This is a genomic window from Nitrosospira sp. Nsp1 (assembly GCF_900100985.1).
In the GTDB taxonomy this organism is placed as follows: Bacteria; Pseudomonadota; Gammaproteobacteria; order Burkholderiales; family Nitrosomonadaceae; genus Nitrosospira.
This window is the reverse complement of sequence record NZ_FMUF01000004.1, coordinates 21,492-33,237: the sequence shown is the minus strand read 5'-3', so window position 1 is coordinate 33,237 and position 11,746 is coordinate 21,492. Positions and strand designations below refer to the sequence as shown.

The following is an 11,746-nucleotide window of genomic DNA, read 5'->3' as shown; positions in this document are numbered from 1 at the left end:
TCAATTTTTTCCGATGGCCGATTCGTGATCGCCCTCCAGCTTGAGCGGTCCCTCGCCGGAAAAACGGTCCAGGTAAAGATAGATCACCGGCGTAATGAAAAGCGTAATGACTTGTGAAAACAGCAAGCCTCCTACCACGGCAAGTCCCAGAGGCTGACGCAGCTCCGCACCCGCACCCAAACCGAGCGCGATCGGAAGCGCGCCCATCAGTGCTGCCAGTGTAGTCATCATTATCGGCCGGAAGCGCAACAGACATGCGGTCCGGATCGCCTCATACGGCATCAGGCCGTCGTTGCGCTGGGCATCGAGCGCAAAGTCGATCATCATGATCGCGTTCTTCTTGACGATGCCGATCAGCATCAGGATACCGATCATGGCGATAATCGACAGTTCCATATTGAATAACCACAGCATCCCCAGCGCACCGACAGCGGCGGAAGGCAAGCCGGATAGAATCGTGATCGGGTGGATATAGCTCTCGTATAGCACGCCAAGCAATACGTAGATTACCAGCAACGCGGCAACAATCAGGACTACCTGACTCGCTTGCGACGACTGGAACGCCGCGGCGTCTCCCGCATAGCTGGTAAGAATACTGGCTGGCAGATTCAGCTCGCGCTTGAACTGGTCAAGATGGGCGGAAGCATCGCCCAATGCCGCTCCGGGAGCCAGATTGAATGATATTGTCACCGCTTCGAGCTGGCCCGCATGATTGATTGCAATCGGCCCCACTTCACGCTCGACCGTGGCAACGCTCGATAACGGCACCAGCATGTCATTCTTGGCGCGCAGATAGATCTTGCCGAAAGCGCTCTCGTCGAACTGATGCTCAGCGGCTACCTGCAAGATAACCTGATAGCTATCGCTGGATGTATAGATCGTCGAGACCTGGCGCTCGCCGAAGGCGCTATAGAGCGCGGCACGAATATCGGCCATTTGCACGCCCAACAGATTGATCTTGTCGCGATTGATATTGAGCCGTGCCTCCAGGCCCTTCAATTGCGCGTCGCTGGTGACATCCCGAAAGATGGCATCCTCACGCATGCGTGCGATAAGACTATCGGCCGTGGCACGCAACTCTTCGGCGCGCACGCTGCGCATGACGTACTGATAGCGGCTTTTGCTCGTGCGGCCGCCAAGCCTGAGATTCTGGATGGGGTTGATAAAGACGCTTACACCCGGGACCGCGCGCACATCCCGGCGCAACTCTTCCATTACCTTCTCAATAGACTTGCGTTCGCTACGCGGCTTGAGGGTCATGAACAGGCGTGCGCTATTGCTTTCGCTGGCGTAAACAATCACGGTGTCGACTGCGGGATTGGCGCGAATCACATCATCCGTACGTTGCAACAACTCGGTCATGGCCGGGAAGGAAATATCCTCGACAGCATCCACTGTGATCAGCGCCTGACCAATATCCTCATTAGGAAAAAAACCCTTGGGCAAGACCATGAATAACACGCCGGTGGCAACGAAGGTGCCAAATGCAATGCCCAGCACCGTGCGGCGGTGAATCAGCGCCGAATCGAGCAGGCGCTCATAGGTCGCCAGAACTTTATTGAATCCACGATCGAACCATTCAGTCCATCGCAGGCTGAAGCCTTCGGCTTCATGCCGGGCAAGGTAGCGGCTGGTCATCACCGGCACCAATGTAAGCGATACGACAGCCGACATCAGAACAGCGATTCCCACAACAGCGGCAAACTCATGAAAAAGCAGACCAATCACGCCGGGCATGAAGAAAATAGGAATAAAGACGGCGACCAGCGAGAGTGAAATGGAAATGATGGTAAAGCTGACTTCCTTTGAACCCTGGAGCGCCGCCTGCAGAGGCGGCATTCCCTTCTCGATATGGCGTACGATATTCTCGAGCATCACGATGGCATCGTCTACCACCAACCCGACCGCGAGAGTGATCGCCAGCAGAGAAATGTTGTCCAGGCTGTAATCGAGCACACGCATCAGTGCGACTGTCCCCAATAGCGAGATCGGCAGTGACAGCGCAGGGATCAATGTAGCGGAAGCCTTGCGCAGGAATAAAAAAATCACCAGCAGGACCAGGACAATAGTGATTGCCAGCGTGACCTGAACATCATGTATGGAGTCGCGAATGGAAACTGAACGATCGCTGGTCAGCCTAAGTTGAACAGATGACGGCATCTGGGCAATCAATGCCGGTATTGCTGCCTTGACCGCATCGACTGTCGCCACGGTATTGGCGCCTGGCTGGCGCTGCACCGAAAGTGTAATCGCCTGCTCTCCATTAACCCAGCTCGCCGTCTTGAGCGATTGCACGCTGTCTTCAACCTGTGCCACCTCGGAAAGTCTTACGGGATTTCCGCTGGGTGACGTCGCCACGATCAGTTTCGCAAACGCAGCGGCGTTGCTGAGCTGACGATTGGCCTGGATGGTGAGTGCCTGGCGTGGTCCTTCCAGCGTGCCAATCGGAGAGTTGGCGTTGGCGGTTTGCAGTGCGACAGCAATATCATCGAGAGTCAGATCGCGCACTGCAAGCGCTTCGGGATTCACCAGCACGCGCACAGCATATTTTTTCTGGCCATTGATTTGTACCTGCGCAACGCCAGGCAATGTGGACAGCGTTGGAGAAATAAGATCTTCGGCAAAGCTGTTCAACTCCGGCAGCGACATGGAAGGCGACGTCAGGGCCAGAAAAATAATCGGGGAATCGGCGGGATTGATCTTGCGGTAGGACGGCGGCGTGGTCATTTCCACCGGGAGGGATCGCTGCGCCCGCAATAATGCTGCCTGTACGTCGATGGAGGCACTATCGATATCACGGTCCTGGTCGAATTCCAGAGTGATTGCGGTATTGCTCAGCGTACTTGTCGAACTGATTACCGAAAGACCCGAGATAGCAGAAAACTGCCGCTCAAGCGGGGCCGCCACCGAAGAAGCCATTGTCTCCGGACTTGCACCCGGCAGCACTGCGCTCACGGAAATGGTTGGCGAGTCGTAACTTGGCAGTGCGGCGATGGATAAGCCGCCATATGCAATAATGCCGGCCACAACGGCGGATGCTGACAGCAGTACCGTCATTATCGGGCGGCGGATACATAATTCGGAAAGATTCATTGCTTACTAATGCGACCGCTTTACCGGCCGGCTGGACACGCTCGGGTATGCTGGTTCGCTCATCTGGCCTGCCTGCCTGTTTGCTCCATGCTCAGGCCCATCCCAGGCCCATTGGCCTTGGTTTCGGTCACAATGCTGCCCGGCCTGAGATTCTGCGCACCTTCCACGACAATTCGCATCTCTGGGGCTATGGCGTCTCCTTCTATTACCGCAAGCCCATCCTGGACCAGATTTACATTGACCGGAACAGAACTTACTTCATTGTTGCCACCGACTACATAAAGAAATCTTCCCTGAGGACCATTCTGTACCGCCTGCACCGGAACGGTGAACGCGCCCGCCAGCGTGCGCGGTGAGAGCGTCACCGTGACGAACATGCCGGGCCAGAGATGTTTGTCCGCATTGGGAAACTCTGCTTTAAGACCAATTGTGCCGCTTGCCGTATCTACCGCATTATCGACAAAAGTAAGCCGCCCCGTTCTCGCCTCTTTCCCCGCGGGACCGAGCTGCACAATCACAGGTACTTCGCCTTTGGCGCGCGCCTGTTGCAGAGGCACGAACTCGCGCTCCGGCAAGGTGAAATTGACATTGATCGGATCGACCTGCGTGATGCTCACTAACGCATCGGTCGGTTGCACCAGACTTCCCTGATACACGGGGATAGCGCCGGTCCGCCCGGCAATGGGCGCAGTGATCACGCTGAAACCGCGCGCAACAAGATTGGCCTGCACGGTGGCCTGATCAACCACAAGCTGGCCGCGCAGCGCGTCAGCCTGATTCTCTGCCACGTCGAGCGCAGCCTGCGAAATGAAGTTTTGCCGATACAGCTCGCGCTGGCGTTCAAGGTTGCGCTCGGCGTTTCTCAGGTCAGCCCTGGATTTTGCGAGTTGTCCTTCGGTTTTGCTGAGATTGGCATCCTCGGTACGTGCATCAAGCGAAAATAGCGTCTCACCCTTTTGCACGAATTGCCCTTCCTTGATATGCACTGCCTTAATGACCGCGCTAAGCTGAGGCCGAACCACAACCGTTTGCTGCGCGGACACCGTGCCGTTTGCGGTCAGTCTCACCGGTACATCGCTCTGCGCAACCGCTGCGGTCACGACAGTCGTCACCTCAGCCGGCTTGCTCTTCGCTTCAGTCGAAGCACCGTGGTTACGCCAGACCCAGGAACCGGCGATCAATGCCGCCAGCACAAGGCCGGATACCATCAATTTCCGGCGAGACCCGGCGGGTCTTGCAGGTTTTGTTCGAGAAATGACTTCCATGGCAATGTCTCACTTACCTGCAATTGAACCAGCAGCAAAAAGCGAAGCAGTATGCCATAGTCCCATTATTGTTTCCCCGCACCAATCATGCACCTTGCTACATTCCCTCAATCCACGATCCTCCCCCCGGCCAGGCGTATCCGCCACGCACAACGGCTTGAAATAGCTTCGTCATGCGTCACGAGAACCAAAGTGGTGCCACGCTCGCGGTTCAGCTCAAACATGAGCTCGATGATTTGCGCCCCTGTGGTGGAGTCGAGGTTACCGGTCGGCTCATCAGCCAGCAACAATTGCGGTTGCGTCACGAAGGCGCGTGCAATAGCGACACGCTGTTGCTCACCGCCGGAGAGTTGCCGGGGATAGTGCGTCAGGCGCATTCCGAGGCCGACTCGTTCAAGCAGCTTCAGCGCGGCAGCCTCTGCATTGCCTGTACCGATCAGCTCCAGCGGCAGCATCACGTTTTCAACTGCGGTCAAGGCAGGTAACAACTGGAATGACTGGAATACGAACCCCAGCATGCGCCCGCGCAGCGCCGCTCGCGCATCTTCATCCAATAAAAAAATATCTTCTCCGTAAAGATGAACCTTACCGCTGGAAGGCGTATCTAATCCTGCGAGCAGCCCCAGCAGTGTCGACTTGCCCGAGCCTGACGCCCCCACCACAGCAACCGAGTCACCTGCATTTATCTCCAGATGGATATTCTCCAGAATGGTAAGCTGTTCACTGCCCGTACTTACTTGCTTGGTCAACCCGATTGCCTGCACAATAGGCCGCACAATAAAATTATCTGTCATGAAAAATTTCCTGGTTATTCTGTATATCCTGTCAAGTATCGGAGTTGCTGGCTCAGGCGCGGCAGCACCGCCGGAGCCTGCGACCACAGCCGGAACCACTACTATCATGGTATTTGGGGACAGCTTGTCTGCTGGCTATGGCCTGCCGCACAATGCGGGATGGGTCAGTCTGCTGAAGAGGCGGCTGCAAATAAAATCGCAGGCAACGCTGATCAACAATAGCATCAGTGGCGAAACGGCGGCGGGAGGACGAAATCGGATCGGGCAAGCGATCAAGACCCATCGACCGGACATCGTAGTCATCGAGCTTGGCGGCAATGATGGGTTGCGAGGGACGCCTATCGAATCCATCCGTGATGATCTCGAAGCCATCATTGAAGCATGCTTGCGAAATAAAACCGCGGTACTGCTGGCCGGGATGCAATTGCCGCCTAATTATGGCATAGCCTATACGCAAAAGTTTCAGGATATATACCCGCAACTGGCTAAACGCCATGGGCTCAAACTGGTGCCGTTCCTGCTGGATGGATTTGGCGACAAACGGGAATTTTTTCAGGCAGACGGGATACATCCAAGTGCCCAGGCGCAAGAAAAAATTGTGGATAATGTGTGGAAAATCTTAAAGACGATGATCAAATCCCCCGAAGCCGTTGCTTATGAAGAACCTGGAACTTCACGCTGATCAGCTACTCGGGTTACCAGCGATTATACTTTCAATAATCCAAATCCGCATCATGCTATTCCAGGTATTGCAACCGTTTGACCAATTTTAAACCCAGATAATCCATTAGGACGCGAGATGGTGGCGAGGCAGGTTGCGAGACAGTTTTGCCGGTTGAGAGAAGTCCATAGCCTGGTCTATGGACGCCGCGCAGGTAGCAAAAATGGCCGCAAACTGACCGCCAGCACTCGCGTAGGCTCGCAGAGCCGCCTAATGAATTATCTGGGTAATATAGTCTTTTCCTCTCCCCGGCTCGCACCATGAATAATGGAAACTATCGGCATATTTTACTCGCAGTGGATTTTTCGGAGCACGGAAACCATGTCGCGCGGAAAGCAGGCTATTTAGCAGCGCTATTCCACGCCAAATTGAGCATGATTCATGTGCTGGATGATATACCCATGCCCGATACAGCGTATGGAACCGCAATTGCCCTGAATGAATATTCAACCTATGAATTGCTGGAGGCGGAAAAATTCAAGTTGAAGCAGGTCGGTGACCAACTGAATGTGGATCCAACCCGTCGATGGATGGTTTGGGGCGTGCCTGGACAGGAGATCGTACGGATTGCCGAGCGGGAGCATATCGATCTAATCGTCGTGGGGTCGCATGGCCGTCATGGCCTTGCCTTATTGCTGGGATCAACAGCAAGCAGCGTGCTGCATCATGCCGGATGCGACGTCCTAGCAATTCGTTTGCAGGATGAAGCTGCGCACGAACGCCCATCGGAGGATGTGGCGTTTAACCCGTTAGGCTAGCAGCCGGTCGGACTTAAAGGAAATATCCAAGACTGCCCGCCTACCGCCGATGCCTGGTATTACCAGAATCTCCACCAGGGTTCAGCGCTTTTTCCAGTTGAATCCTGGAAGAACCGGCTATCGGGGAAATTCTTTTTCATCACGCGATGCGCATCGTCACGCAAATCGGTCATACCCAGCGCATCGTACGATTTCATCATGATGAATAACGCTTCTTCCGTAGCCGGCGTCTGCGGGTATTCCTTCAGCGCATATTGAGCACGGTTGGCAGCGGCAACGTAACCGCCCCGCTTGATGTAATAACGTGCCACCTGGACTTCATTCAAAGCCACCACGTTAACCAGATGCTTCATTCGCTGTACCGCATCGGCCGCGTATTTGCTTTTGGGATAACGGGACACTAATTCCTTGAAATTTTCAAATGATTCGCGTGACGCTTTCGGATCACGCTCGCTCATATCCTGATTGAGAATTTTTTCCGACACGATGCCCATCAATCCGAGATCGTCATTGAAATTCGACAGGCCCTTGAGGTAATACGCATAATCGACATTGGTATGATTGGGGTGAAGCTTGATAAAGCGGTCGGCAGCCGCAATAGCCGTGGCCTGTTCACCATCTTTATAATAGGCATAGGCGACTTCAAGCTGCGCCTGCTGCGCAAAGCGGCCGTAGGGATAACGTGCCTCCAGCGCCTCGAATAGCTTGATGGCACCTCCATAATTCCCTTCGTTCAATTCCGACTTTGCTTCAGAGTAGTACTTGCTTGCGGACCAATTCTTGGAGTCCTTCACCTCTTTGGACAACAGCCCGCATGCGGATAGCAGCAACACCAGAAATAAAGCTACACTACGTGACATGATGAGTTATTTGGAAACCAAAAATGGATTTGGCCATTATAGCGCAAAGCCCATACGGTCTGAATCGACTGAAACCACGATCGAGCTGATAATCCCCCGGCATTTTGCCGGAGCGCGACTTGACCAGGTTCTGGCGCAATTGTTGCCTGATTGGTCTCGCAACCGCCTGCAGGCATGGATACGGGAAAAACGTATCAGCGTTGATGGTAGAGATGCTATTCCCAGACAAAAAGTGTGGAGTGGAGAAAAGATCGAGGTCAAGCCGGCGCATTGCTCCATCGAAACCAGCCACGCGGCCGAGGCTATCTTGCTGGATATCGCCTACGAGGATGACGAACTGATTGTCATCAACAAGCCAGCCGGGCTGGTAGTTCACCCTGGCAGCGGCAATTGGCAGGGAACCATGCTGAATGCGCTGTTGCATCACGCCGCGCAACTGGCCGCAATACCCCGCGCCGGCATTGTTCACCGGTTGGATAAGGATACCAGCGGCCTGCTGGTCGTGGCGAAAACGCTTGAAGCCCAGACCAGTCTGGTGCGGCAACTGCAAAAGCATACTGTAACGCGCGATTATCTGGCGCTGGTGCTGGGCCAGGTGTCGGTAGGGGGATGGGTCGATGCCCCGGTAGGACGGCATCCGGTACAGCGGACGAAAATGGCTGTGATTGCGAGCGGCAAAGAAGCGCGCACCCATTACCGCGTACAGGAAAAATTCGACGAAAGCACTTTACTCCAGTGCAGCCTGGAAACCGGACGCACCCACCAGATCCGTGTGCATATGCACTCCATCGGTCATCCACTTATGGGAGACCCCGTGTATGGCGGCAAACCCAAAAAGAGCATTCTCGAGGCCATGCAGCTGATTGGTTTTTCGAGGCAGGCACTACATGCGCAAAAGCTGGAACTCACCCATCCACAAAGTGGCATGAGGATGGGCTGGGAGGCGCCATTGCCCGAGGACATGAGCAGCCTCCTGCTGAGGCTGCGGCAACACCAATGATCGATTCATGAGCGATATGAACGATTGGATCACCCCTGACTGGCCCGCGCCGAGCAATGTCAAAGCGCTGTTCACCACGCGTAATGGTGGGGTCAGCAGTGCACCTTATGCCAGCCTCAACCTGGGCGATCATGTTGGCGATGATCCATTAATCGTCAAACAAAACCGCACCCTGCTACGCCGGTTTTTGCCAGGCGAACCGGGATGGCTCAAACAGGTGCACGGCACGGAATCGATAGACTTTGATGAGCATGATTGCACATCCTCATGTGAGAGCGATGGAGCGTTCAGCCGGCGCCCGGGAGTTATCTGCGCAGTACTCGTGGCAGATTGCCTGCCGGTACTATTGTGCGACCGCGCAGGCACCATGGTTGCCGTAATTCATGCCGGCTGGCGCGGAATGTCCGAGGGGATTATCGAACGCACCGTATCGGCAATAGGTACGTTGAGCAGTCCGCTCATGGCCTGGCTCGGCCCGGCAATCGGACCCGATCATTTCGAGGTTGGTGAAGAGGTACGCAAGGTCTTTATCGAACGCGATGAAAAATCCGCTTTCACCTTCATTTCCCGCAATAATGGCAAATGGTTAGCCGATCTTTTCCTGCTGGCGCGACAGCGACTGACGAACGCCGGCGTGGCGGAAATTTACGGTGGCGGAGAATGCACCTTTAGCGACCCGGCAAGATTTTTTTCTTATCGTCGCGATGGCAAGACCGGACGCATGGCGGGACTGATCTGGCTGGAGCAATAGGTCAGCGTTGGAGCGCCAGGGAAGCGCGGCTGAAGCGGATTATGAATATGCCATCGCAGGTTCATTGCAGCCCTACCGCGCTATCGCCTGAATTCACGTCTTGCAAAAGCGTATAATCCCGCATTTTTCACGAATCGCAGTAAATGTCCATTCTTGCCTGGATCATAGTCACCAGCCTTTTCGGCGGTATGTTAAGCGTGCTGTTCGCCGCCGCGCTGACGCTTAATACCCGCGCCTCGTGGGTGCAAATGCTGGTCTCATATGCTATCGGCGCGCTGCTGGGGGCCGCTTTTCTCAATGCGCTGCCGGAGGCGCTCGAGCTTTCAAAAAATCCGGCGCAGATGACCGGCACAGTGCTGTTCGGTATCCTGTTATTCTTCATTCTGGAAAAACTGGTATTGTGGCGCCACTGCCATGCGGAAGAATGCGAGGCCCATGATCGTCTGCCCGGCGCTGCCATCGTTGCAACACCGAGCCATGATCAACATGATCATGGCCGTAGCGGTATGATGATCATGCTGGGCGATACGTTTCACAATTTTGTCGACGGCATACTCATTGCCGCGGCATTTATGGCGGATGTGCAATTGGGCATTGTTACATCCATTGCCATAATTGCCCACGAAATCCCGCAGGAAGCCGGTGATTTTCTGATTCTGCTCAATTCGGGCTATACTCGCCGGCAGGCACTTCTCTTTAATCTTTTTTCCAGCGCCGCCACTTTGCTCGGGGGATTGTCGACCTATTTCATGTTGCAAGACATGAACCACTTCATCCCCTCGCTGCTGGGGCTGGCTTCGGCCAGCATGATTTATGTGGCAATGTCGGACTTGATTCCCGGGTTGCATAAGCGCCCGGAAATCGGCGCGACTGTCCAGCAGGTCGCACTCATCACGCTGGGCATCAGCTCCATTTGGCTGGCTGGCAGCCTCTTCACTCACCCAGCATAATTTGTAAATATTTGGAAAGTCTTGATGCCGACCTTCAGGCCTGGACATAATTCTTCTGACTGTTTTTCCTGTTTATCTCGAATTTCATTTATTCTTAGAAATCCCTCACATGGCAGCTCTCAAGCAACTTCCCCCCAAAATCGGCTTTGTCTCGCTTGGTTGTCCCAAGGCGCTGGTGGATTCCGAGCAAATCCTTACTCAACTGCGTGCGGAAGGCTATGAAACTTCCTCTACGTACGAGGACGCCGATCTGGTGGTCGTCAATACCTGCGGCTTCATCGACAGCGCAGTAGAAGAATCGCTGGATGCCATCGGCGAGGCACTGGCGGAAAATGGCAAAGTTATCGTCACTGGCTGCCTCGGCGCCAAAGGCGGCGGCGAGGTGGTAAAGCAAGCCCATCCGCAGGTGCTGGCGGTTACCGGTCCCCATGCTTTGCCGGAAGTCATGGCGGCGGTACACATGCATCTACCGCAACCGCACGATCCTTACACCAGCCTGATTCCCCCGCAGGGAATAAAGCTCACGCCCAGGCACTATGCGTACGTCAAGATCTCGGAAGGTTGCAATCATCGTTGCACCTTCTGCATCATTCCTTCCATGCGCGGCGATCTGGTCAGTCGCCCCATCAACCAGGTCATGCAGGAAGCGGAGAATCTGGTCAATGCAGGCGTAAAGGAATTACTGATAATTTCGCAAGATACCAGCGCTTATGGCGTGGATATGAAATACCGCACCGGCTTCTGGCAAGGCAGGCCGCTGAAGACCCGCATGACCGAACTGGTTCGCGCGTTGGGCGAATTTGGCGTTTGGGTACGGTTGCATTACGTGTATCCCTACCCGCACGTCGATGAAGTGATCCCTCTGATGGCTGAGGGGAGAATCCTTCCCTACCTCGACGTACCGTTTCAGCATGCCAGCCCGCGCATTTTAAAGGCGATGAAACGTCCTGCCAGTGCTGAAAACAACCTGGAGCGTGTCAGGCAGTGGCGTGAGGTATGCCCGAATATCACACTGCGCAGCACCTTCATCGTCGGCTTTCCCGGCGAGACTGAAGGGGAGTTCGAACAGCTTCTGGAGTTTCTCGAAGAAGCGCAACTGGATCGCGTCGGCTGCTTTGCCTACTCTCCGGTGGAGGGCGCTGTGGCGAACGCGCTACCCGGCCATGTTCCGGAAGAGATAAAAGAAGAACGGCGCGCCCGCTTCATGGCGGTACAGGAAAATATCAGCACCACGCGCCTTGCCCGGAAAATCGGAAAACGTATGACTGTGCTGGTGGACGAGGTACAGAAAAATAAGGCCGTCGCCCGGAGCACGGCCGATGCGCCTGAAATCGATGGCGTGGTTTACGTCGATAACGCAAAAAACGTGAAGCCCGGTGAGTTTATGGAGGTCGAGATTATCGGCTCTGATAAGCATGATTTACGGGCGAAAGCGGTGAATACATCATCCTGAATCCGGTAGCTGAACGCTATAACCGAAAGGATTTTTCGTACCTCTTTTGTATCCCGCAAGCTTCACCTTCCTGGTGAATTCACTACGAGCGGATTCAGGTT

General features: G+C 54.7%; 10 protein-coding genes. 6 read left to right on the top strand and 4 right to left on the bottom strand.

All coding sequences use genetic code 11. From position 1 onward, the window contains the following. The 3 genes from BLP78_RS03490 to BLP78_RS03480 all read right to left on the bottom strand — a co-directional run bounded on the left by BLP78_RS03490 (window position 1) and on the right by BLP78_RS03480 (window position 5,152). On the bottom strand, window positions 1-3,093 hold the full coding sequence (locus BLP78_RS03490) for an efflux RND transporter permease subunit (RefSeq protein ID WP_090456573.1): 3,093 nt from the start codon (window positions 3,091-3,093) through the stop codon (window positions 1-3). A gap of 59 nt (window positions 3,094-3,152) precedes the next feature. Further along, complete coding sequence (locus BLP78_RS03485; RefSeq protein ID WP_090456571.1) at window positions 3,153-4,358, bottom strand: efflux RND transporter periplasmic adaptor subunit; 1,206 nt, start codon at window positions 4,356-4,358, stop codon at window positions 3,153-3,155. A 107-nt stretch (window positions 4,359-4,465) separates the two neighbouring features. Continuing rightward, window positions 4,466-5,152: an ABC transporter ATP-binding protein gene (locus BLP78_RS03480; RefSeq protein WP_090456569.1), complete on the bottom strand. Its 687-nt coding sequence runs from the start codon at window positions 5,150-5,152 to the stop codon at window positions 4,466-4,468. On the opposite strand from BLP78_RS03480, the gene BLP78_RS03475 reads away from it, so the two are divergent. Further along, window positions 5,151-5,834 carry an arylesterase gene (locus BLP78_RS03475; protein WP_090456567.1) on the top strand — a complete coding sequence of 228 codons (684 nt, stop codon included), beginning with the start codon at window positions 5,151-5,153 and terminating at the stop codon, window positions 5,832-5,834. The two genes, BLP78_RS03480 and BLP78_RS03475, sit on opposite strands and share 2 nt — an antisense overlap. A gap of 299 nt (window positions 5,835-6,133) precedes the next feature. Further along, window positions 6,134-6,631 (top strand): universal stress protein, encoded by a 498-nt coding sequence (locus tag BLP78_RS03470; RefSeq protein WP_090456565.1) that lies wholly within the window; start codon window positions 6,134-6,136, stop codon window positions 6,629-6,631. A gap of 59 nt (window positions 6,632-6,690) precedes the next feature. Here BLP78_RS03470 and BLP78_RS03465 read toward each other — a convergent pair whose 3' ends face one another. Continuing rightward, entirely contained in the window at window positions 6,691-7,491 is an 801-nt protein-coding gene (locus BLP78_RS03465) for an outer membrane protein assembly factor BamD (protein WP_090456563.1), read from the bottom strand. Between the two features lies 1 nt (window position 7,492). On the opposite strand from BLP78_RS03465, the gene rluD reads away from it, so the two are divergent. The 4 genes from rluD (at window position 7,493) to rimO (ending at window position 11,645) form a co-directional block, all read left to right on the top strand. After that, window positions 7,493-8,491: a 23S rRNA pseudouridine(1911/1915/1917) synthase RluD gene (rluD, locus tag BLP78_RS03460; protein WP_256330043.1), complete on the top strand. Its 999-nt coding sequence runs from the start codon at window positions 7,493-7,495 to the stop codon at window positions 8,489-8,491. A 16-nt stretch (window positions 8,492-8,507) separates the two neighbouring features. Then, window positions 8,508-9,242 (top strand): peptidoglycan editing factor PgeF, encoded by a 735-nt coding sequence (gene pgeF / locus BLP78_RS03455; protein WP_090456867.1) that lies wholly within the window; start codon window positions 8,508-8,510, stop codon window positions 9,240-9,242. A gap of 143 nt (window positions 9,243-9,385) precedes the next feature. Further along, complete coding sequence (locus BLP78_RS03450) at window positions 9,386-10,192, top strand: ZIP family metal transporter (protein ID WP_090456559.1); 807 nt, start codon at window positions 9,386-9,388, stop codon at window positions 10,190-10,192. A 109-nt stretch (window positions 10,193-10,301) separates the two neighbouring features. Then, entirely contained in the window at window positions 10,302-11,645 is a 1,344-nt protein-coding gene (rimO, locus tag BLP78_RS03445) for a 30S ribosomal protein S12 methylthiotransferase RimO (RefSeq protein WP_090456557.1), read from the top strand. Window positions 11,646-11,746: the final 101 nt, after the last annotated feature.